16 protein-coding genes are annotated in these 21140 nt (G+C 71.9%); 6 read left to right on the top strand and 10 right to left on the bottom strand.

What is annotated here, in order from left to right; all coding sequences use genetic code 11:
- Positions 1–2 precede the first annotated feature (2 nt).
- The 3 genes from FF100_RS00580 to mqo all read left to right on the top strand — a co-directional run bounded on the left by FF100_RS00580 (position 3) and on the right by mqo (position 4219).
- Complete coding sequence (locus FF100_RS00580) at positions 3–1361, top strand: formimidoylglutamate deiminase (RefSeq protein ID WP_139033626.1); 1359 nt, start codon at positions 3–5, stop codon at positions 1359–1361.
- 251 nt (positions 1362–1612) lie between these two features.
- Complete coding sequence (locus FF100_RS00575) at positions 1613–2119, top strand: CYTH domain-containing protein (protein ID WP_139033625.1); 507 nt, start codon at positions 1613–1615, stop codon at positions 2117–2119.
- A gap of 399 nt (positions 2120–2518) precedes the next feature.
- Positions 2519–4219: a malate dehydrogenase (quinone) gene (gene mqo, locus FF100_RS00570; RefSeq protein WP_139033624.1), complete on the top strand. Its 1701-nt coding sequence runs from the start codon at positions 2519–2521 to the stop codon at positions 4217–4219.
- A 214-nt stretch (positions 4220–4433) separates the two neighbouring features.
- Here mqo and FF100_RS00565 read toward each other — a convergent pair whose 3' ends face one another.
- The 6 genes from FF100_RS00565 to FF100_RS00540 all read right to left on the bottom strand — a co-directional run bounded on the left by FF100_RS00565 (position 4434) and on the right by FF100_RS00540 (position 11419).
- Positions 4434–6767, bottom strand: coding sequence for an FdhF/YdeP family oxidoreductase (locus tag FF100_RS00565; RefSeq protein ID WP_139033623.1), 2334 nt, complete (start codon positions 6765–6767; stop codon positions 4434–4436).
- 77 nt (positions 6768–6844) lie between these two features.
- A complete protein-coding gene (locus FF100_RS00560; protein ID WP_139033622.1) occupies positions 6845–7312 on the bottom strand; it encodes a YaiI/YqxD family protein in 468 nt (155 codons plus the stop codon).
- Between the two features lie 5 nt (positions 7313–7317).
- Positions 7318–7509 (bottom strand): lytic transglycosylase domain-containing protein, encoded by a 192-nt coding sequence (locus FF100_RS00555; RefSeq protein ID WP_139033621.1) that lies wholly within the window; start codon positions 7507–7509, stop codon positions 7318–7320.
- A 337-nt stretch (positions 7510–7846) separates the two neighbouring features.
- Positions 7847–8992: a glycosyltransferase family 4 protein gene (locus FF100_RS00550; protein ID WP_139033620.1), complete on the bottom strand. Its 1146-nt coding sequence runs from the start codon at positions 8990–8992 to the stop codon at positions 7847–7849.
- A 17-nt stretch (positions 8993–9009) separates the two neighbouring features.
- On the bottom strand, positions 9010–10050 hold the full coding sequence (locus tag FF100_RS00545; protein ID WP_139033619.1) for a glycoside hydrolase family 5 protein: 1041 nt from the start codon (positions 10048–10050) through the stop codon (positions 9010–9012).
- Between the two features lies 1 nt (position 10051).
- A complete protein-coding gene (locus tag FF100_RS00540; RefSeq protein WP_139033618.1) occupies positions 10052–11419 on the bottom strand; it encodes a lipopolysaccharide biosynthesis protein in 1368 nt (455 codons plus the stop codon).
- A gap of 376 nt (positions 11420–11795) precedes the next feature.
- Here FF100_RS00540 and FF100_RS00535 point away from each other — a divergent pair, with 376 nt between their 5' ends.
- The 3 genes from FF100_RS00535 to FF100_RS00525 all read left to right on the top strand — a co-directional run bounded on the left by FF100_RS00535 (position 11796) and on the right by FF100_RS00525 (position 15491).
- On the top strand, positions 11796–12605 hold the full coding sequence (locus FF100_RS00535) for a WecB/TagA/CpsF family glycosyltransferase (RefSeq protein ID WP_139033617.1): 810 nt from the start codon (positions 11796–11798) through the stop codon (positions 12603–12605).
- A 134-nt stretch (positions 12606–12739) separates the two neighbouring features.
- Positions 12740–14548 (top strand): alpha/beta hydrolase, encoded by a 1809-nt coding sequence (locus FF100_RS00530; protein ID WP_139033616.1) that lies wholly within the window; start codon positions 12740–12742, stop codon positions 14546–14548.
- A 10-nt stretch (positions 14549–14558) separates the two neighbouring features.
- Positions 14559–15491, top strand: coding sequence for a glycosyltransferase family 2 protein (locus FF100_RS00525; protein WP_246101856.1), 933 nt, complete (start codon positions 14559–14561; stop codon positions 15489–15491).
- Between the two features lie 25 nt (positions 15492–15516).
- Here FF100_RS00525 and FF100_RS00520 read toward each other — a convergent pair whose 3' ends face one another.
- From FF100_RS00520 to FF100_RS00505, 4 genes are read right to left on the bottom strand one after another with little or no spacing between them, the layout of a single operon-like run.
- Positions 15517–16356, bottom strand: coding sequence for a PIG-L deacetylase family protein (locus FF100_RS00520; protein WP_139033615.1), 840 nt, complete (start codon positions 16354–16356; stop codon positions 15517–15519).
- Entirely contained in the window at positions 16353–17675 is a 1323-nt protein-coding gene (locus FF100_RS00515; RefSeq protein ID WP_171070000.1) for a GT-D fold domain-containing protein, read from the bottom strand. The genes FF100_RS00520 and FF100_RS00515 overlap by 4 nt, the downstream gene beginning before the upstream one ends.
- A complete protein-coding gene (locus FF100_RS00510; RefSeq protein WP_139033614.1) occupies positions 17672–18607 on the bottom strand; it encodes a class I SAM-dependent methyltransferase in 936 nt (311 codons plus the stop codon). Before FF100_RS00510 ends, FF100_RS00515 begins: the two co-directional genes overlap by 4 nt.
- On the bottom strand, positions 18604–20703 hold the full coding sequence (locus FF100_RS00505; RefSeq protein WP_246101855.1) for a glycosyltransferase family protein: 2100 nt from the start codon (positions 20701–20703) through the stop codon (positions 18604–18606). Before FF100_RS00505 ends, FF100_RS00510 begins: the two co-directional genes overlap by 4 nt.
- Between the last annotated feature and the right edge of the window lie 437 nt (positions 20704–21140).

Here is a 21140-nt window from a genome sequence, read left to right as displayed (position 1 = left end):
CGATGACCGTGCTGCACGCCGCCCACGCCCTGACGCCGACAGGCTGGCAGGCCGATCTCCGGCTGACGGTCGCGGAGGGGCGCTTCTCGGAGGTCGAGGCCGGCCGGGCGCCGGAGCCGGGCGACGTCCGGGTGGCGGTGCTGGTGCCAGGCCTGCCGAACCTGCACAGCCACGCCTTCCAGCGCGGCATGGCGGGGCTCGCCGAGCGCCGCGGCGCGAGCGCCGACACGTTCTGGACCTGGCGCGAGACGATGTACCGCTTCGCCCTGCGGATGACTCCCGACGAGGCCGAAGCCGTGGCGGCGCAGGCCTATGTCGAGATGCTCGAATCCGGCTTCACCCGGGTCGGCGAGTTCCACTACCTGCACCACGCGCCCGACGGCCGCCCCTACGCCCATGTCGCCGAAATGGCCGAGCGGATTGCCGCGGCGGCCGCGCTCACGGGCCTGCGCCTCACCCTGCTGCCGGTGCTCTACCGCCGGTCGAATTTCGGCGGCGCCGCGCCGACGGAGGGGCAGCGCCGCTTCGTCAGCGACCTCGACCTGTTCGCCCGCCTGGTCGAGGCGTCCCGGTCCGCCGTGGCGAATCTCCCCGGCGCGGCCCTCGGCATCGCGCCCCACAGCCTGCGGGCGGTGACCCCGGAGGACCTCTCCGCCGCGATCGGTCTCGCGGCAGGCGGGCCGGTCCACATCCACGCCGCCGAGCAGACGCGGGAGGTGGAGGAGTGCGTGAGCTGGTCCGGCGCGCGGCCGGTGCAGTGGCTCCTCGATCGGGTCGGGCTCGATGCGCGCTGGTGCCTGATCCACGCCACCCACATGACGCCCGACGAGACCGCCCGGTTCGCCGCGAGCGGGGCCGTCGCCGGCCTGTGCCCGGTGACGGAAGCGAGTCTCGGCGACGGCATCTTCCCGGCCCCCGGCTTCGTCGCGGCGGGCGGGCGCTACGGGGTCGGCACCGATTCGAATGTGCTGATCGGCGCGGCCGACGAGCTGCGCCAGCTCGAATACGCCCAGCGCCTCGGCCAACGCCAGCGCAACGTGCTCGCCGCTCCCGGCGCCTCGACCGGGCGCGCCCTGTTCGACGCCGCCCTCGCCGGCGGCACCCAGGCGCTCGCCGCGGAAAGCGGTGGGCTCGCGCGCGGAGCGCCGGCCGATTGCGTCGCCCTCGACGGCGCCGACCTGGCCCTGCTCGAACGGCGGGGCGACGCCCTCCTCGACGGCTGGATCTTCGCCGCAGGCTCCCGCGCGGTGGAGGGGGTCTGGGTGGCGGGCCGCAGGGTCGTCGTGGGCGGACGGCACGTCGCCCGCGAGGCGGTGGCGGCGCGGTATGCGGGGGCGCTCCGCCGGCTGATGGCGGAGTGAGGCGGTCCTGTCCGCCCGCAGGGTCGCGCCCTGTCCCGACGGTGATCGTCGCGACGGGATGACCCTGGGGCAAAAATGATGCAGGAACATCAGCCCAAGGAGAGTATTCCGCGCCTCTGCGCGCGGGGGATGGATCGCCCTGGTCCTCACAGGCGCGATCGGCTATCAGCCGCGCCGCCTCGGCGAAGGCCGAGCCGGCTCGGTCGTCGCAAGGTCATGGCCGACGGGCGGGGCGTGAACGGTCGAGAGTGATGCGGTACGAGGTCGAGCGGAAGTTCCTGGTGGCCCATGCGGGGTGGCGCGACCATGCCGTGAGCCGGAGCCGGCTCACGGACGGGCTCGTGGGCGAGTTCGCCGGCGGCAAGGTCCGGGTGCGGCTCGGCGAGGAGACGGCCTGGCTCACGATCAAGGGCCGGCGCGACGGCCTGGCGCGGCCGGAATTCGAGTACGAGATCCCCCGCGCCGATGCCGAGGCGATGCTGCGCCTGGTCTGCGAGACCTGCCTGATCGAGAAGACCCGCCACTGCGTGCCGCATGACGGCGTGGTCTGGACAGTGGACGAGTATCGCGGCGCGCTGTCGGGCATGGTCCTGGCCGAGGTCGAGCTGGAGCACGAGGCGCAGGTGCTCACCATGCCGGACTGGATCGGCCGCGAGGTCACGGCGGATCCGCGCTTCCGCCAATCGACCCTGCTGCGCCTCGCCCGCGAGGCGGGCCGTCCGGTCACCCTGCACGAGGTGATCGCCGCGCCGCTGTGAGGGCAGGGGAGCCGGCACCGCCGAGGACCGGGCGGATGCCCCTGGGGATGCTCCCGGCGATTGTCCTTGCCGTCCGTATCGTCTATGAGCCCGCCGCAACAGCATCGAGCCTAACCGGCCAACGCGCTTGCCGTCACTGGGGCCGGCCCGCGATTCATCCGCGGTGCGCCGCCTCGCGCTTCCGGCGAGTGGACACCTCCTCCGCCGACCACACGCGGAAGCGGGGCCTGACGCGTCGCGAGGGACCGACCGATCCCGGTCGGGGTGCCGCGACCATCCTCGAGGAAACCCACCCGAACGGCTTTGCGAACGAGCACGTCCGCTCGATCGCGCTTCGACGCCGGTCACGGCCGGAGGCGCCCACGCGCCTGCCGGCCCGCACGAGAACGGGATTGGGCCATGCGCGCCGACGACACGACCACCTGCCCGACGGGCATCAGCCGGCGCCAGATCCTCGGCGGCGCTGCGGCCGGGCTCGCGGCCGCGGCGCTGCCCGATTCGCTCGCCCTCGCGCAAGGCGCCGACACGGTCGACGTGCTGCTGATCGGCGGCGGCATCATGAGCGCGACCCTCGGCGTGTGGCTGAACCAGCTCGAGCCGAACTGGTCGATCCGGATGGTCGAGCGCCTCGACCAGGTGGCGCTGGAGAGCTCGAACGGCTGGAACAACGCCGGCACCGGCCACTCGGCCCTCGCCGAGCTGAACTATACCCCCGAGAAGAAGGGCAAGATCGAGATCGCCAAGGCGATCGAGATCAACGAGGCGTTCCAGGTCACGCGCCAGTTCCTGGCCTCGCAGGTGAAGAACGGCGTCCTGAAGGACCCGAAGACCTTCATCAACTACACCCCCCACATGAGCTTCGTCTGGGGTGACGACAACGTCGCGTATCTCCGCAAGCGCTACGAGGCGCTGAAGGCGAGCCCGCTGTTTGCCGGGATGGAGTTCTCGACCGATCCCGAGCAGCTCAAGACGTGGGTGCCCCTGATGATGGAGGGGCGCGATCCGAAGCAGACGATCGCCGCCACCTGGTCGCCGCTCGGCACCGACGTCGAGTGGGGCGAGGTCACCCGCCAGTACGTCGCCCATCTCCAGCGCCAGAAGACCTTCCGCCTCGACGTCTCGACCGAGGTCCAGGGCATCGTCAAGAACCCGGACGGCTCCTGGCGGGTCACCGCGCGCAACCTCAAGGACGGGTCGCGCCAGACGGTCGACGCCAAGTTCGTGTTCATCGGCGCCGGCGGCGGCGCGCTCCACCTGCTCCAGGCCTCCGGCATCCCGGAGGGCCAGGATTATGCCGGCTTCCCGGTCGGCGGCTCGTTCCTGATCAACGAGAATCCGGACGTCGCGACGCTCCACCTCGCCAAGGCCTACGGCAAGGCCTCGGTCGGCTCGCCGCCGATGTCGGTGCCGCACCTCGACACCCGGGTGCTGGGGGGCAAGCGCGTCATCCTGTTCGGGCCGTTCGCGACCTTCTCGACCAAGTTCCTCAAGGAGGGCTCGTATTTCGACCTGCTGACCTCGACCACGACCAGCAACGTCTGGCCGATGATGAAGGTCGGCCTCGACGAGTACCCGCTGGTGGAATACCTCGCCGGGCAGCTCATGCTCTCCGACGACGACCGCCTGGCGGCTTTGCGCGAGTACTTCCCCAACGCCAAGAAGGGCGAGTGGCGCCTGTGGCAGGCCGGCCAGCGCGTGCAGATCATCAAGCGCGACAAGGACAAGGGCGGCGTGCTGAAGCTCGGCACCGAGATCGTGAACGCCAAGGACGGCAGCATCGCTGCTCTGCTCGGCGCCTCGCCGGGTGCCTCGACGGCGGCGCCGATCATGCTGCAGGTGCTGGAGAAGGTCTTTCCCAAGAACGTCGCCACGCCCGAGTGGCAGGCGACGATCCGCCGGATCGTCCCGAGCTACGGTGCGCTGCTGAACGACGATCCCGGGAAGGTGGCGCAGGCCTGGGCCTATACCAGCGAGCAGCTGCAGCTGCCGGCCCCGCCGGCGATCGACCGCGCGGTGATCAAGCCCACCCCGGTGAGCAACACCGTGCTCGACAGCGCCGACACCCCGGTCAAGGGCCCGGTCGGCGACCTGGCGCCCTGAGAACCGGCCTCTTGAGAAGACCGTTTCGCACTTTCGCCTGCTACCCGCACCGATAGGGCAGTTCGGGGAAGAAAAGAGCACAGGCCTCCCCTCTCCCACACCTTGCAGCGATACCGGGCAAGCCCGGAATCGCCAGGAGAGGCGATCCCGCGCCTGATCTCGAAAGGGTTTGATCCGACCGCCACGCGGCTGTCCGGGACCAGATCCACCCCCCTCAGATCGGATGCGCCGAATGCCCGGTCGGCTCGCGCCGGTCGGTCTTCGGGCCGCCCGGCTCCGGCCGGATCCGCACCGGCACCGATTTCGCCGCCGGCGTCTTCGAGTGCACGTCGTGGTGCGAGAGCGCCATCAGCGGGTTCATCTCGGGGTAATAGGCGCCCAGGCACCCGTCCGGCAGCGAGAACGGCGTCACCGTCAGCCCGGTCACCACCCGCTCGATCCCGTCGCCGGCATCGCCGACGAGCGACACGACCTGGCCCTCGCTGAGGCCCGCCCGGCGGATCTCGCCGGGATTCATCAGCAGCACGTCGCGGGTGCCCTCGATCCCGCGCAGGCGGTCGCTGTAGCCGTAGATCGTGGTGTTGAACTGGTCGTTCGACCGCATGGTGATGAGGCGGTAGCGGCCGGGCTCGTCCTCGAATCCCGTCGCCGACAGCATCGCGGGCGCGGTGAACGTGGCCTTGCCGGTCTCGGTCTTCCAGATCCGGTCGCGGGCGGAGTTGCCGCGGTAGAACCCGCCGGGAATCCAGAGCCGGTCGTTGAAGTCGTGGAACTCCTCCCGGTAGGTCTTGGCGATCTCGTCGCGGATCAGTCCGTAATCGCCGACCCATTCGTCCCACGTGACCTTCGGGTTCGGCGCCAGGGTCGCCTTGGCCATGCCGGCGACGATCGCGACCTCGGATTTGAGGAAGTCGCTCGCCGGGGTGCGGCGGCCGAGCGAGCCGTAGATGCAGCTGAACGTGTCCTCGATGCTCACCGCCTGCGGCCCGCCGGCCTGCTTGTCCTCCTCGGTGCGGCCGAGGCAGGGCAGGAGATAGGCGATCTCGCCGTTGACGAGGTGCGAGCGGTTGAGCTTCGTCGCGACCTGCACGGTCAGGCGCATGCGGGTCCAGGCCTTCTCCATCCGGTCCTGATCGGGAATCGCCCGCACGAAGTTGCCGCCAAGCCCGATGAAGCTGCGGACCTCGCCCGACAGGATGCCCTCGCAGGCCTCGACGGTGTTGACGCCCTTGTCGCGCGGCGGCTCGAAGCCGAACTGCTCGGCGATCCGGTCGAGGGGCACCAGCTCGGGCTTCTCCGAGATGCCGACGGTGCGCTGCCCCTGCACGTTGGAATGGCCGCGCACCGGCGATACGCCGGTCCCCTCACGCCCGATATTGCCCTTGAGCAACAGCAGGTTGACGACCATCGCGACGTTCTCGAAGCCGTTGACGTGCTGCGTCAGGCCCATGCCGTAGAAGGCGCACACCCGCTCGGCCTCGACATAGACCTGCGCCGCCGCCTCGATGTCGGCGCGGCTGAGGCCGGATTCACGCTCGATCTCCTCCCAGGAGGTCGCCCGGACCTTCGCCTCGAAGGCCTCCAACCCGGTCGTGTGCTGGGCGATGAAGTCGACGTCGAGGACCCGGGTGCCCTTGGCCTTGGCGGCGTCGTCGGCCGCGAAGACATGCTTGCACAGGCCGAGCATCACCGCGATGTCGCCGCCGGGCCGGACCTGGTGATACTGGCTGCTGATCGGCGTCGCCTTGCGGGTCAGCATCTCGACCGGGCTCTGCGGGTTGGTGAAGCTCTCCAAGCCGCGCTCGCGCACGGGATTGAAGGTGATGATCTTCACGCCCCGCTTCGAGGCCTCCTGCAGCGGGTGCAGGAACCGCGGCGAGTTGGTGCCGGTATTCTGGCCGAAGAAGAACATCGCATCGCATTTCGACAGATCGTCGAACACCACCGTGCCGACGCTGGCGCCGATCACCTTCTTCAGCGCCACCGACGTCGTCTCGTGGCACATGTTGGAGGAATCGGGCAGGTTGTTGTTGCCGTAGAGCCGGGCGAACAGGGCGTAGAGGTACGAGGTCTCGAGGCTGGCACGCCCCGACGAGTAGAACACCACCGATTTCGGATCGAGCCCGCGCAGCTCGGCGCCGATCGCCCGGAACGCTTCGTCCCAGCCGCAAGCGACGTAGCGGTCGCTGGCGCGATCGTAGCGCAAGGGGTGGGTGAGGCGGCCGGTCTGCTCGAGCTCGTAGTCGCTCCAGCCGCGCAGCTCGGTCAGGGTGTGCTTGGCGAAGAACTCGGGCGTGCAGCGCCGGGTCGTCAGCTCCCACAGGGTCGCCTTGGCGCCGTTCTCGCAGAACTCGAAGGGATGGTAGTTCGCCGGCTTCGCCCAGGAGCACGAGACGCACATGAAGCCCTTCGGCTTGTTCTGGCGGAACAGGGTCTCGGTAGCGAGCGGCGTCGCCCATTCCTTGCCGAAGACCTCGGCGATGCCGCGCACCGAGCCCCATCCGCCGGCCGGGCTGTCGTAATGGACCGTCTTCTCCTCGACCGACATGCTGGCTCTCCCGGCGGCGACAGGACAGCCGCCGACAAGGAACCCGCAGGGGGATGTTAAGTTCGCCGGACGCGGCGTCAGCCGCCCTGGGGCTTTCGCCGCAGCCGCACGAGGGCCCGGTCGAGGGCGCCGAGGAAGGCGGATCGGTCCTTCGCCGAGAACGGTTTCGGGCCGCCGGTCACCGCGCCGGCCTCGCGCAGGGACTGCATCAGGTCGCGGGTGGCAAGCGCCATGCCGACGGATGAATCGGTGAACGCCTTGCCGGTGGGCCCGAGCACGCTGGCACCGGCCTTCACGCAGCGGCTCGCCAGCGGCACGTCGGCGGTGACGACGACCGCCTGCGGGCCGGCCCGCTCGGCGATCCAGTCGTCGGCGGCGTCGAACTTGTCCGACACGATCACCCGCTCGATCCACGGCTCGCGCGGCACATTCAGGAAGGCGTTGGCGACCACCACGACGTGAACGCCGTGACGCCCGGCGACGCGATAGATCTCGTCCTTCACCGGGCAGGCATCGGCATCGACGTAGATCGTGATCCCGGACATGACCGTCAGGTGCCGGGATTGAGGAACAGGCTGTCGAATTCCGGCGGCGCGTAGTCCCGGCCGGTGATGTCGGTGATGACGACGTGATCGTGGCCGTCGGCCTCGAGTTCCTGCGCCTTCTCCAGGGCCTCCTCGGGCGAGGTGCGCTGGTGCGAGAGCGGGCCGTTGGCGGTGTGGGCGGTCACGACGAGATGCATTGTCATCCTTGGTTGAGGGCTCGCCGGCTTATCGCACGATCCGACGCGAAGAGGCGAGCACCCTGGGCGCGGGCCCGGGGGAGGGACGCCCGGCCAGGGTCGCGGATGAGGGTTAACGGTGTGTTGATGCGGGGTGGGCGCCGCGTGCGCATGACCCCTCCCCCTCCGGCGGGGGAGGGGGCCCCACGGACCGGGGAGGGAGGGGGACGCCGCTTCCGGATGAGGCGGACCCGTTCCGACGGGCACGTCCTGGATGAGCGTCGCGCTGCCCCTCTCCCGGCCTGCCCCGCAGAGGGGGGGAGGGGTCATCCGCGCGTCATCCGCGCACTCACCAACGTCACGCCGCCGTCGCCGCCACCCCGTGCCCGGCTTCCGCGAGCGCCGCCTTGTAGACCGCGATGTAGCGGGCCGCGACGCCCGACCAGCGGTAATCCGACAGATCCTCGCCGCGCGTGACCTCGCCCCGCGCCAAGCGGTCATAGGCGCCCCGGATCGCCCCGGCCGCGGCGTCGGCGTCGGCGAAATCCGCCAGCGTGATCAAGGGGTGGCGCTCCTTAAGCCAAGCGAAGGCGTCGTTGGGATGGGCCACCGGGACGAGGCCGGCGCTCAAGGCCTCGATCAGCGCGATGCCGAAACCCTCGTATTCCGAGGCGGAGACGAACAGGCTCGACTGGCCGATCAGCGCGCGGACCGCCGGGGCGTCGAGCCCGGTATGGAGCGTGACCGCACCGGAGAGGCCCATCCGGTCGATCTCGGCCGTGAGCGCCGCGGCGGTGATGTCGGAGGGCACCCCGACGATCCGCAGGCGCCAGTCCGGGCCCTCGGCGTTGAGCGCCTGCATGGTCGCGAGCAGGCGGTCGAGGCGCTTGTTGCGGGCGAAGCGGCCGATCGTCAGGAGCGCGCGGCGCGGCTCCGGCGCGGCGGCTCCGGCGAACTTGTCGAGGTCGACGCCGTTCTGGATGACCGTGATGGTGCCCGGCGCGATGGCCTGGAACAGCCGCGCGTCGCTGTCGCTGCAGGCGACGATCGCCTCGTAAGCACGCACGCTCATCCGGGTCGGGCCGTCGAACCACAGCTTCTTGAGGCGCGAATGCGCGTTGGTGTGGAAGAAGCCGCCATGGGTGGTCGCCACCATCGGCCGGCGGTGGATCGGCCGGGCGAGCGCGAAGGCGTCGAAGAAGAAGTCGATGGCGTGGACGTGGACGAGGTCGGCGTCGCCGAGGTGGCGGAACACCGACGGCGCCACCGGATAGCGGTGCGAGCCGAAGAACGGGATCCGCTCGATGTCGATCCCCTCCAGGGTTTCCCGCGCCGGCAGCCGCATCTCGGGGGCCGAGAACAGCCGGTCGAGGGTCAGCACCCGGACGCGATGGCCGAGGCGGGCCTGCTCGCGGGCGAGGTTGGCGACGAAATCCTCGAGCCCGCCGCGGTTGGGCAGGAACTGGCGGACCACGTGCAGAATCGACAGGGGGGCGGCCGGCATCGTCGGTGGCTCTTCGTTCAGCGTTCGCAGGACGGTTCGGCCCGGGCGGCGGCCTGGACCGCGGCCACGACCGGGGCGTTGGCCCCGCCGGGATCGAGCTTGAGGGGATAATCCGGCGCCCACAGCTCGCCGGCGGCCCAGGCGGTCCAGCCGACCCATTGCTGGGGATTGCGGTTGAGGTGGTCGAGCACCGCCCGCAGCCGCTCCGGGCAGCCCCTGCGGCCGGAGGCGCCGATCTCCCCGAGGAAGGCCCGGCGCCCGTTCCGGGCAAGCCACTCGGTCATCCGCTCCACCGCCTGCAGGGCGTCGGCGCCGCGGCTGCATTCGGCATGGGTGCCGGAGAAATCGGCATCGAGGTACTGGTGCACCTCGTAGGCGACGTTGTTTCCCGGATCGACCACCCCGAGCATGATCGCGGCGTTGTTGCCGGTCGGCAGGTCGGCGGTCCAGCTATGCGCCCCGGTCCACCCGGAGCCCGGCACCAGCACCAGTTGCCTGGCGCCCGTCTCGCGGATCGCCGCCACGGCGGCATTGGCCGAGACGAGCCAGCGCGCCGCCGGGATGTCGTGCGGTTCGTTCATCAGCCCGAACACCACCGAGGCATCGCCGCGGAAATGCCGCGCCAGGCGCCGCCAGACATCGGCGAAGGCCTCCGGGGTCACCATCTCCGAATCGACCCGCGCCTTGCCATGATAGGCGTAGTTGTGCAGGTCGATCACCGTGCGCATCCCGGCTTGCGTCGCGGCCGCGACCGCGGCTTCGAGGCGGGCGAGCTCGTCCGGGTCGAGGGGCTGGCGCAGCTGCGGCTGCAACCGCTCCCAGCGGATCGGCAGCCGCATCGCCGTGAGGCCGAGGGCCGCGAAGCGGCTGATCGTCCCGGCCGAGGGATAGAGGTAGTCGAAGCCGTAGCGCCCCGGCACGGTGCCGAACTCGGCCCCGCTGATGTTGACGCCGCGCAAGCATAGCGGGGCGGTGGCGGTGGCGGTGGCCGTGGCGGGGGGCACGGCCGCGATCAGGCCGGCGGAGGCCAAGCCGGCGAGGACGAGGAGGTGACGCATCTTACTCGGCCGCCTGCGGGGCGATGTCGGAAGAGGGGACGTGGGGGACGGGCTCCCAGGCCCGGCGGGTGAAGAAGGCGGTGGCCCGGCTGTCGACGTTCCAGTGCCGGCGCACCCAGCGGGCCAGCACCAGGTTGATCACCACGGTCCAGCCCACATTCGCCACCGCGACGCCGAGGATCCCGAACGGGACCGCCACGAGGCAGAGCAGGACCGCGTAGGCGGAGAACAGGACCGCGTTCGCTCCCAGGATGTAGCGCTCGCCGCCGCCGATCGTCAGGAGCGAGGCGCCCGGCCCGAAGAACGCGGTCACGACCGAGGACAGGCTGAGCACCATCAGCACGTCGGTGTGGGCGGCGAAATCGGGCTTGAACAACGCGAGGGCGAAGGGCGCGCCGACCGCCATCACGACGGCGCCCGCCGCCGAGATCGCGAAGCTCGCCAGCGACAGCCGGCCGACCAGGCGCTGGGCGCCCTCGCGGTCGCCGGCCTGGAAGTGGCTGGCGATCATCGGCATGCTGACCGTGTCGATCGCCGCGCTCGGCAGGTTGACGAGCGTCGCGTAGCGCAGGGCGACGAAGTAGAACGCCGCCTGCTCCATGCCGAGCATCGCGCCGACGATCACGGTCTCGAGGAAGGCGGTCACCGCCACCATCACGTTGTTGGCGGTGAAGAGCAGGCTCTCGCCGCGCCAGGCCGGCCCCTTCTCCCGGTGGCGGAAGCCGCCGCGCCAGCAATCCCAGCCGTGATGCGTGGCGAGGTGAGAGACTTGGTAGAGCGTCATCGCCAGGAGGAGGCCGAGCACGATCTCCATCGCCTCGGTGGCGCCGGTCAGGAGGCCGGCGAGCGAGGCGCCCCAGAGCAGCACCGAGCAGGCGCCGCGCCAGACCACCTCGCGCGGCAACAGCGCCAGCCAGATCCGGCCGTGGATGCGGAAGTAGCTCTGCAGGTACTCGGCGACGGCGAACACCGCCGCGAAGGCGCAGGCGAGGTGGAGCCGGTGATACGGGTCGGGCAGCGCGTCCTCGACGGCGAACACCACGACGCAGAGGGCCAGCATCAGGGCGATCGCCCCCGCGAGCCAGCCGAGATTGTAGCGCACCAGCGCGTCGTTGTGGGGCGTGACGCCGTCCTGCGCGCGGTAATGCTTGAGCACCAGGTTTTGCTGGCCGAGTGCCGCGATCAGCCCGAGCCCGCTGCCGAGCGTGAACAGGAAGACGTAGACGCCGTACTCGTAGGTGGTGAGGAGCCGGCTGGCGACCAGCAGCATCACGAAGCCGAGCACCGCGCTGGCGATCCGCGCCACGAAGGCCGAGGCGAATTGCTGCGAGCGGCCCGACCGGCGCAGCCGCGCGACGAGTGTCAGCATCGTGTCGGTCGCCTCATCGGTGGAGCCCGCGCCGCGATCGGCTCGGGCGGCGGGGCGCCCGCGCCCGCCACGTCTCACGGTTATCAGCGATCCCCTATCGGGACTTTAACGCGACGTCGCGCCTTGGCCCCATTGCCGCAAAAGCATCGCCCGGGCTGGCCTAAGACGACAAGCTTAGCCATGTTCCGTGACTATGCCGGTGGCTTGTCGGCATCTGTCGAAGGCCGCATTAACCTTGTGCGAAGTTAAGGCTGCATCTGCATGGCGGGCGGGTGCATTCACTGGACGGAGGGCCGATCCCGCTGGGACTTCTTTACCGGTGCCGGCGATGGTCTTGCCTCGACACGGATCATCCAACCGATAGGGAAAGCGTCCCATGCCTGACAGCGCCCTCGATACGGCGCCCGGAGCTGCGAGCGTCGACCGGCTCGACCTCGAGGGCGTCAGCGTCAGCGACATCACCCGCGACGAGCTGTTCGGGCGCCTGCGCGCCGTCCTCGATCAGCGCACGCAGCTCTGCCTTGGATTCTGCAACGCCAACATGCTGCTGCAGGCCCTGTGCACCCCGTCCTACGCGGCGGCGTTGCGCAGCTTCGTCCTGGTCAGCGACGGGCTCGGCATCGACTTGTGCTCGCTGCTGTTTCGCGGCCGCTCGTTCCGGCAGAACCTCAACGGCACCGATCTGGTCCCGGCCTTCCTGGTCGCCGAGACGCAGCCGCGCACGCTGTTCCTGCTCGGGGCCAGGCCCGGCATCGCCGAGGCGGCGGCGCGCAACCTGGCGCTGGTCTATCCGCAGCACCGGATCGTCGGCGTGCGGCACGGCTATTTCGCGCCGGAGGAGACCGGCGCGGTGCTGGCCGAGATCAACGCCGCCTCGCCCGACATCCTCCTCGTCGCCCTCGGCAACCCGGCCCAGGAGACCTTCATCGCCGAGCACGCGCCGCGGATCGACGCGCGGCTGCTGATGGGGGTCGGCGCCCTCCTCGACTACACCGCCGGCGCGGCGGTGCGTGCGCCCGCGGCGTTCCGCCTCGCGCGGCTCGAATGGCTGTTCCGTCTCCTGCGCGAGCCGCGCCGCCTCGGGCGCCGCTACACCGTCGACGTCGTGGTCTTCCTGGCGATGATCCTGCGCCTGCGGCTGGCGAGCCGGGCGCGGAGCCGCCCGGTCCGCGTCGCCCGCTCGTGAGCCCGCGGGACCTCCGCCCGACGACGGCGGGCCGGCCTCGCCGGTGACACTGCAGCAAACTTGAAGATCCAGAACAATCGACCGGAGCGGCGCGATCGGCGTTGCTCGGCGGCGGTGAAGAGGGAAGAGTTCAGATGCTGACCGATGGCGCGGGCCAGACGCTCATCGACGAGCCCATCGCGGCGGAGCCGGTCCCGGTCATGCTCGGCGACGCGTTCGGCTGGTACAGCCCGGGCGCCCGCCGGCGCGGAGTGCTCCTGTGCGGCACCTTCGGGTTCGAGCAATGGTGCGCCTACCGCTCCTGGCGCGAGCTGGCCGGGATGATCGCCGGTGCCGGCTGCGCCGCCTTGCGCTTCGACTATCCGGGCCAGGGCGATTCGCGCGACCCGGCGGGCCCCGAGATCCCGGCGGCGCTCGAGACGATCCGGGCCGGCGTCGCGTTCCTGCGCGAGCAGGCGGGCGCGGAGGAGATCGTGGTGGTTGGGCTGCGGCTCGGCGCCACCCTGGCGGCGCTCTCGGGCGCGGAGATCGACCGGCTGGTGATGCTGGCGCCGTTTCCCACCGGCAAGGCCTATCGCCGCGAGATGGCGATGCAGGCCCGCCTCATCGACGTGATGCCCGACCGCACGCCGATGCCGCAGGAGCCCGATTCGCTGATGGTCGGCAGCTTCCTGCTCGGGCCCCGCACCCTCGCCGACCTTGCCCGGCTCGACCTCGCGGCGGCGGAGCGCGCGCCGGCGCCGCGGATCCTGCTGCTCGGCCCGAAGGTCGATGCCCTCGGCGAGCGATACCGGGCGCTGGGCAGCGAGGTCGAGACCGGTCCGTTCCCCGACCTGACCCAGCTCGTCTCCGACCCGCTCTTCTCCCGCACGCCCGACCAGACCTTCGCGCTGGTGCGCGACTTCGCGGTGGCCGGCGGCTCCCTCCCCGTCTCCTCGCCCGACCCCTTGCCGGGACCGTGCCGGCTCGCGGATGCGGCGTGGCAGGAGGAGGTGTCGCGCTTCGGCCCCGGCCTCGTCGGCATCCTGTGCCGGCCGAACGGCCCCTGGACCGGCGACACCGTGCTGGTGGTCAATTCGGGCCGCAACCCGCGGGCCGGCCACGGCCGGCAGACGACGCGGCTCGCCCGGCGGCTCGCCGCCTCCGGCATCGCCTCGTTCCGCTTCGACCTGCGCGGCATCGGCGACAGTCCCGCGCGGCCGGACGGCTCGCTGCCGCTCTACGCGGCGGATTCGGTCGCCGACGTGACGGCGGCGATCGACCACCTCGCGGCCTCCGGCTTCGCGCCCGGCGTGGTGCTGGGCAATTGCAGCGGCGCCTACCAGGCGTTCCAGGCGCTGAGCGGCGATTCCCGCCTGCGCGCCGCGGTGCTGGTCAACCTGTACCGCTTCGCCCTCAAGCCCGGCACCGACATCGAGACGATGGTGCGGGACACCTTCCGCCACAGCCAGGGCTACATGGCGCGGGCTCGCCAGGGCCGGTTCTGGCGCCGGATCCTCACCGGGGACCTGAGCGTCGCCAGGATCGCCCGCGCGCTCGTGCGCGACGCCGCCGCCCGCCTCGACCGCTGGACCACCCGGGCGCCGTGGCGGACGCTGCAGAGCACCAGCGTCGCCGGCCGGGTCGCCGCCCTGCGCCGGCGCGGCGCCCGGATCTGCATGGTCTACAGCGCCGACGACCTCGGCATCCCGACGGTGCAGGCGCATTTCGGCAACTCGGAGGCGCGGGTCGCCCGCCGCCTCGGCTACCCGGTCCAGATCCTCGAGGGCACCGACCACAATCTCAGCCGCGCGGTCGACCAGGACCGCATCTTCGCGATCCTCGAGGGGGTGGTGCGCGAGGCGCGGGCCGCCGACCGGCCGGGCACCGCCGCCGAGCCGGCCAGCCCGCAGCCGGCCAAGCCCCCAGCCGACCTGACCCTGCGGCTGTCGCGCACCGGCTGAGGACCCGACCATGAGCCCCGAGCCCGCCATGCCCTCGTCCACCGACGCCTCCCATCCTCCGCCGCGCGTCTCCCTGCTCGTCTGCACCCGAGGCCGCTCGGCGCAGCTCGAACGGCTGTTCGCGTCCCTCGCGGTCCAGACCTGCCCGGATTTCGAGGTCGTGCTCGTCGACCAGAACGAGCCCGGCACCCTCGAGCCGATCGTGGGCCGCTACCGCGACCGGCTGACGATCGACCATGCCCGTTCGGCGCCGGGCCTGTCGCGCGCCCGCAATGTCGGGCTCGCGCGCTGCCGCGGCGACCTGATCGCCTTCCCGGACGACGATTGCTGGTACCCGGCCGGTCTCGTCGCCGAGGTGGTGCGGCTGTTCGCCGATCATCCCCAGGCCGATGCCGTGACCGGCCGCACCCTCGACGCGACGGGCCGCGAATCACTCGGCGCCTTCCTCGCCGCCGACCAGGCGGTCGACCGGCGCAACGTGTGGTTCTCCGGCAATTCCAACGGCCTGTTCGTGCGCCGCGAGGCGGCCCGCGCCATCGGCGGCTTCGACGAGACCCTCGGCGTCGGCGCCGCGACGCCGTTCCGCTCCGGCGAGGAGACCGACTTCCTGCTGCGCCTCCTCGGGCAGGGGAGGGGGGTGGTGTTCCGCCACGGCCTGACCGTCCATCACGACCAGGTCGCCGAGACCGGCCGCCACGCGCGCGCCGCCGACTACGCCCGCGGCTTCGGCCGAGTCCTGCGGCTTCACCGCTACGGCCTGTTCTATCTCGCCTTCCGCCTCGCTCGCTTCACCGCGAGCGGCGGCCGCGCGCTGCTGCGCCGGGACACCGGCACCGCCCGCGACAAGGTCCTGTGGGCGATCGGCACGGTGTCGGGCTACTGCGCCGCACGGCAGGTGGCGGCAGGGACGGCCGCGGGCGAGCAGAGGGCCTTCGGCCGCTGAACCCGGGCGGGGGGACAGGCGGGGATCACGCTTCCGTCGCGCCCGCGAAGGCCCGGCTCAGCCCCCGCCACACCTCCATCCCGTACATTGCCTCCCCGCCCGGCGGTCGCGCGAAATCGTAGGTCGGGGCGGCCCGGAACCGTTCGGGGCCGAACCCGAACATGCGGAGATTCCCGGCCTGGCTGCGGTGGCAGGCGAAAGCCACCTCCTTGCGGCGCGCCGCCTCGGCCGAGAGCGGCACGACGATCTCCGGGGCGGCCGGGTCGTCGAGGAAGCGGCCGGTGCGCAGGAGGCCGTGTAGCCGGTGGTAGCTCGTGAATTCGAGTCGCGTCGGCGCGTGCGCGCCGTGGCGCGCCAGGCGGGCGCAGGCCTCCTGCACCGCGAAGGCGGCCGCGTCGTGGTCGAAATGCCCGCCCTCGTAGGGATGGGTCAGGACGACGTCGACGTGGATCAGGTCCTCGACCAGACGCTCGACCGCCACCGCGAGGTGGTCCGCCAGCCGGCCGTCCGGGATCTCGTAGAAGACCTGGCGGGCGAGGCGCCCTTCGACCAGCACCGCGAGCGCATCGACCAGCTCGCCGCGCCGGGCGGCGGCATAGCTCTGGCGGCTCGGGAAGCCGGCCCGGGCCGCGACATCGGGTTCGAGCGGCGCGCCGTCGGTGAGCTGCACCAGGGTGAGGTTGCGCAGACGCGCCATCGCTCCACCGAGGCCGACCGTCTCGTCGTCCGGATGCGCCGTGACGACCGCCACTGCCAGATCCAGGGGTTGGCGGGTCGCCAGCGCACGCAACGCCCGCTCGCGGGCGGTGGCAGGGTCCGTCGTCATGACGATTCCATCGGCAGAGTCGAGGGTGGCGGCGATCATCGGCGGGCTCCCTGGTGCTGGCCGTCGCCGAGGCGGTAGCGGGCGAGGTCGGCGAGGCCCGGGCGGGTCGCCTTGCCGGACCAGGCATCCGCGATCGACCCGATATCGACCGCGACGCCGCCGCGGGCGGCGATCTCGTGGCAGTAGAGCTTGCCGAGGTAGCCGGCCGCGACGAGCCAGAGCACCCCGGTCCAGTCCCGGCCGCGCAGCCGCGCGATCACCTGGCCGAAGGCCTCCGGATAGTGGCTGCCCGGCATCCCGGTCGCGCCGATGATTCCGGCGAATTCCTTCTCCTCCGGCACCAGCAGGGCGGCGGCGAGGCGGGTGCCGGGCCGGCGGGCGAGCGCGGCGGCGAGCGGCGGGTGGCAGGAGATCAGGCCGATCGGGTGGCCGGCCCCGATGAGCCGGTGCAACCCCCCCGAGAGATGCAGGTCGAGATGGATGTCGTGGGTGCAGAAGGACGGGCCCGCGCCATCCAGGAGCGGCGCGACGTGCCGCAGCACGTTGGTGCAGCTCGGCACGCCGTCGGGGCTGGCGATGCCGTATTCGTGCCGGATCCGCTCCGGATAGGTGACGCCCACCACCGTGGCGGCGGGGACCGTCGCCAGGAACCGCTCGCGCAGGGCCAGGAAGTCACGGCGGTCGATCAGGGCGTCGGTGCCGAACCAGGTCCGTAGGATGCGCTTGCGGTTGCGGCGATAAAGGTCGCGGAAGCGTCCGTCCGCCTCCGCGGGGTCGCTGATCCAGGCGCCCTCGCCGTCGCCGAGCCGGATCAGCGAGAAGGGCCGCCCCTCGGCCAGGGCCGCGGCGATGCGCACCTCGACGGCGGCGGCGTCGAGGTGGCGGGGGCTGGTGCGGATGGCCATGGCGAGCCGGCTCGCCTCCGCCTCGGGATGGTGCCGCATGTAGGCGAGGAGCTGGTCGAGCCGCGCCACCCGGCCGGTCTGCTGGGGCGTGCGCGGAACGAAGGCTGCGAGGCAGGCCTGCGCCTCGTCGAGCCTGCCCGCGCCGGCGAGCTGGCGCACCGCCTGGACCCGGGTGAGCAGGTCGCCCGGATTCGCCGCCAGGGCGCGGGCGAAGTCGTGCGCGGCGCCCGCGGCATCCCCGGCCCGCCGCCGCAGGATCGCGCGCTCGCGCCAGCCATAGGGCAGGTGGGGAAACAGCCGGCACAGCTCGGTCAGGATCGCGGCGGCGCCGAGGATGTCGCCGTCATCCCGCAGGGCCTCGGCCGCCCGAACCGCCTTCACGGGATCCGCGCCCGCCCGCGCCCAGCCGGCGCGAGGGGCGGCGCCGGCCTCGGAGAGCCCGCCCGGGCTCACGGCGCCTTCTCGATCTCGAACACGAAATGCGTGCAGAACAGCAGCCGGAGCAGGTTGATGGTCCGGATGTCGAGGCCGAGCCGGCGCCCGGTCTCGATCAGGGCGCGGTGGACGGCGCCGTCCGGCCCCATCATGCGGTTGAACGGGGTCTCGTCGCTCGCCGTCAGGGTGATCAGCAGGCGGCGCAGCAGGAACACGAAGGCGTCGTGCTTGGGCTCGACCCGGGTCAGGCGCAGGCCCGCCTCTCGTGCCGCCACCTTCATGCCGTAAGGCGTGAAGTTGAAGGTGCCGTAATCCTGCATCTGCTCCAGATAGGCCACCTGCCCGATCAGCTTGCCGCCGGGCCGCAGCACCCGGGCGATCTCGCCGAAGCTGAGGTCGATGTGCTGGACGTGATGGAGCACCACCATCGCCCAGACCACGTCGAACTCGCCGTCGGCGAAGGGCAGCACGCGCCCGTCGTAGAAGCGCACGGCGGCGTCGCCGAGGCGCGCCACCTCGTCCCGCACCCCGCTCGAGACGCTGTCGAGATAGTCGACGCCCTGCCAGGCATAGCCGAGCGATTCGATGAAGGGCCGGCTGTGCATCGCCCCGCAGCCGAAATCGAGCAGCCGCGCGCCGGGCCGGAAGGCCGCGGCGAGCAGGTCCTCGGCCGAGAGCGCCTCCAGGCGGTCGCCGGCGACGGCCGGGCCGACCTCGTGGTAGAACGAGCCGTCCATCGCGAGCGTCGTCGCCCGGGCGGTGATCGCCCTGATCAGGCGCTCGAGCTGCACGTCCAGGTCGTCTTGCGCAACCGGGTCGTCGGCGACCGGTGCGGGGGGCGGCGCCGGAGCGGGGCCCGGGATGGGGCCTGGCCGCCCGCGATCGGGGTCGAGGCGGCGGGCGAGCGCGCGGCGCAGGGCCGTCAGGCTGAGGCGAGGCGAGACGGTCATCGCGGCGTCGGGCTCCGGAGCATGGCGAGCAGGGCGCGGTAGGCCTCGCCGGCGGCCTCGGGGGAGAAGGCGTCGGCGGCCCGGCGCGCCGCCGCAGCGCCGAGCGTCGCGCGCAGGTCCGGTGCGGCGACGAGCGCGCCGAGGGCATCGGCCCACTCCGTCCCGCCGGCGGCGAGCCGTATGTCGGTCCCGTCCGTCAGGGTCTCACGGTGGGCGGGGGTGTCGCTCGCCAGCGTCGGGATTCCTCGGCGCGCCGCGGCGAGCCAGCCGGTCGGAGCCAGGCAGTCCTCGGCCTCGCTCCCGTCGGCGAGGACGAGGTTGAGGTCGCATCCGGCCAGGGCCTCCTCCCAGTCCGGGATCGGGCCGCGCTGGTCGATGCGGTCGGCGAAGGGGGCGAAGGCGTCGTCGAGCGCGATGAAGCCGGCCGTCGTCAGCCGGACCCGCGGCTCGTGCCGCAGGACGTGCAGCAGTGCCGCGCCCGCCGGGTCGGCGGCGTCCAGGATCCGCGTCCGCGGCGCGTGCAGGAACAGCCGGACCCGGTCGTCCACCGCCGGCGACCGCTCCGCCGCCTCGGCGGCGTCCCGAACGACGAAGCTGCGGCCGGTGGCGACGATCCCGTCGAGATGCCGGGCCAGCGCCCGGGTCGGCACCAAGCCGTGATCGCAGAGCGCGGCGGCGCCGCGGTAGAGCGCGACCCCGAAGAGCAGGTCCTCGTAGGCCCGCTCGCCGATCCGGCCCTCGAACGCCGCTAGCGGGGGCGGCGCGAAAGCCGGCGCGACGGTCAGCTCGTCGGTCTCGTACAGGGTCGGCACGCCGAGCCGCCGCGCCCGCACCAGGGCCTGGACGACGGTGGGCCAGGCCGGCATCCGCACCACGATGGCGGCCGAGGCCGCAGGCAGCGCCTCCTCGAAGGCCCGCACCGTGCCGAGGTCGAAGAATCGCACGGCGTGACCGGCGCGGCCGAGGAGGATGATCGCATGGTCCAGCCGGCGCCCGGCGCCCTCCGGCAGGCCGTGGGCCAGGATGGCGACGAACGGCTCCTGCTCCGCGGCCCGCGTGCCGGCAGGCAGGCACGCGGCGGCGAGGTCGGCGACGTCCCGGATCGCCCGGGCGAGGACCGCGTCCCCCTCGACCCGACGCCCCTCTGTGTAGAGTGCCCGCGCGGCGCGGCCGCGCTCGGCGAAGTAGCTCTCGGTGACCTCCCGGGCCATGGCGTCGCCGGCCGCCGGCAGCCGGGCGAGCGCCCCGGGCAGCCGGGTGAACAGGCGCGGCCACGCGGCCCGGCGCGCCGCCGCGCCGACGAAGCCGCGCAGGTCCGCCTCCCGCAACTCGGCCCCGTCGCCTTCCGGGAGATCGTCCAGGAGGCCGTCATAGAGATCGAGGGCGGCCGCCCAGGCGCCGGCGCGGCCATAGGCCTCGGCGAGCCGCCGTCGCGCCGCCGGCGAGGGCGTCACGTCCCGCGTGATAGCCAGCTCGTAGGCCCGGATCGCCGCCGGGTGGCCGCGCGCGGCGAGGTGGTTGCCGAGGGCGATGAGGAAGGACGGGGCGTCGTCGCCGTACGGGATCTCATCGGCGACCTCGGCGAAGCCCTCCCGCAGGAAATGCGCGAGGGCCGCCCAACGATGGGCGGCGGCGCGCGGGTAGAGGCGCGTGTAGAAGCGCCACGGAAAGGCCTTCGGGTAAGCCGGCAGCGCCAGGCCGAGCCGCTGCAGATGCGCGGCCTGGTTCCCCGGGGTGGCATCCGGCCCGCCCTGTGCCTGCCAGGCGTTCCGGCAAGCCGTGTCGTCGGCATGCGCGAAGGCCGGATGGGTCTCGCGGAAATGGTCCGGGTCGAAGCCCGGGACATGATCGGCCCGGTAGGCAAGGCCTGCGGGCTTGCCGACAGTGCTGTAATGCAGGGCGACCTCGTGATCGGCCAGAGCTCCGAGATCCGGGTTGCAGTCGCGATAGCCCTGGGGGCTGAAATCGGCCGGCAGGGTCGTCGGGGTCTCGCGCGGCGCCGCCCGGTCGCGCCGTTGCAGCGCCGCCGGGATGGTTGTGGGGGCGTCGTCAGGGGCGCCGCCGGCATCGGTTGCGCCGAGATAAATCTCGGGCAAGCCCGATGTTGCGGGACGATTGCTGCGCGGTAGGAAAATATTTCGTGAGATATTCTTGAGTAAGTTCATAACCTGCCGCATCAGACGAACGCGAGCAAAAAGTGCGAACAGGCCGGCCTGCTGAGTCCCGATGATCGTGCGGTACCAAGCCTGGGATGTTTTGTAAAGACGAAGGAAGGTAGGGCGCTGTTCGCTCGACGAGAGACACACAGGATAAATCTGTCACGGATTTGGGGTCGATCGAAGAAACCAGTCGCGAGGTGCCGCACGTTAAAATTGTACAAAGTTCACGAGATCGTGACGGATGACCGAAGCCCTTCGCTGCTCGGGCGGGACTCGTCGCCTCCTGCCACAGGTCTTGCCACAGCTCTTGCGCCTGCCGGGCTGCGGGCGTCGGTCCACGGCTCCCTGCGCCGGGAGAGACCAAGTGCACGCAG

The organism is Methylobacterium terricola (assembly GCF_006151805.1).
Lineage (GTDB): Bacteria > Pseudomonadota > Alphaproteobacteria > Rhizobiales > Beijerinckiaceae > Methylobacterium > Methylobacterium terricola.
Note: the sequence above shows the minus strand (reverse complement) of the source record. Positions and strands in the feature narration are given on the sequence as shown.

Excerpts from the sequence above, each read along its gene's own strand:
- FF100_RS00580 (WP_139033626.1), top strand. The coding sequence starts at position 3 with ATGACCGTGCTGCACGCCGCCCACGCCCTGACGCCGACAGGCTGGCAG.
- FF100_RS00575 (WP_139033625.1), top strand. The coding sequence starts at position 1,613 with ATGCGGTACGAGGTCGAGCGGAAGTTCCTGGTGGCCCATGCGGGGTGG.
- mqo (WP_139033624.1), top strand. The coding sequence starts at position 2,519 with ATGCGCGCCGACGACACGACCACCTGCCCGACGGGCATCAGCCGGCGC.
- FF100_RS00565 (WP_139033623.1), bottom strand. The coding sequence starts at position 6,767 with ATGTCGGTCGAGGAGAAGACGGTCCATTACGACAGCCCGGCCGGCGGA.
- FF100_RS00560 (WP_139033622.1), bottom strand. The coding sequence starts at position 7,312 with ATGTCCGGGATCACGATCTACGTCGATGCCGATGCCTGCCCGGTGAAG.
- FF100_RS00555 (WP_139033621.1), bottom strand. The coding sequence starts at position 7,509 with ATGCATCTCGTCGTGACCGCCCACACCGCCAACGGCCCGCTCTCGCAC.
- FF100_RS00550 (WP_139033620.1), bottom strand. The coding sequence starts at position 8,992 with ATGCCGGCCGCCCCCCTGTCGATTCTGCACGTGGTCCGCCAGTTCCTG.
- FF100_RS00545 (WP_139033619.1), bottom strand. The coding sequence starts at position 10,050 with ATGCGTCACCTCCTCGTCCTCGCCGGCTTGGCCTCCGCCGGCCTGATC.
- FF100_RS00540 (WP_139033618.1), bottom strand. The coding sequence starts at position 11,419 with ATGCTGACACTCGTCGCGCGGCTGCGCCGGTCGGGCCGCTCGCAGCAA.
- FF100_RS00535 (WP_139033617.1), top strand. The coding sequence starts at position 11,796 with ATGCCTGACAGCGCCCTCGATACGGCGCCCGGAGCTGCGAGCGTCGAC.
- FF100_RS00530 (WP_139033616.1), top strand. The coding sequence starts at position 12,740 with ATGCTGACCGATGGCGCGGGCCAGACGCTCATCGACGAGCCCATCGCG.
- FF100_RS00525 (WP_246101856.1), top strand. The coding sequence starts at position 14,559 with ATGAGCCCCGAGCCCGCCATGCCCTCGTCCACCGACGCCTCCCATCCT.
- FF100_RS00520 (WP_139033615.1), bottom strand. The coding sequence starts at position 16,356 with ATGATCGCCGCCACCCTCGACTCTGCCGATGGAATCGTCATGACGACG.
- FF100_RS00510 (WP_139033614.1), bottom strand. The coding sequence starts at position 18,607 with ATGACCGTCTCGCCTCGCCTCAGCCTGACGGCCCTGCGCCGCGCGCTC.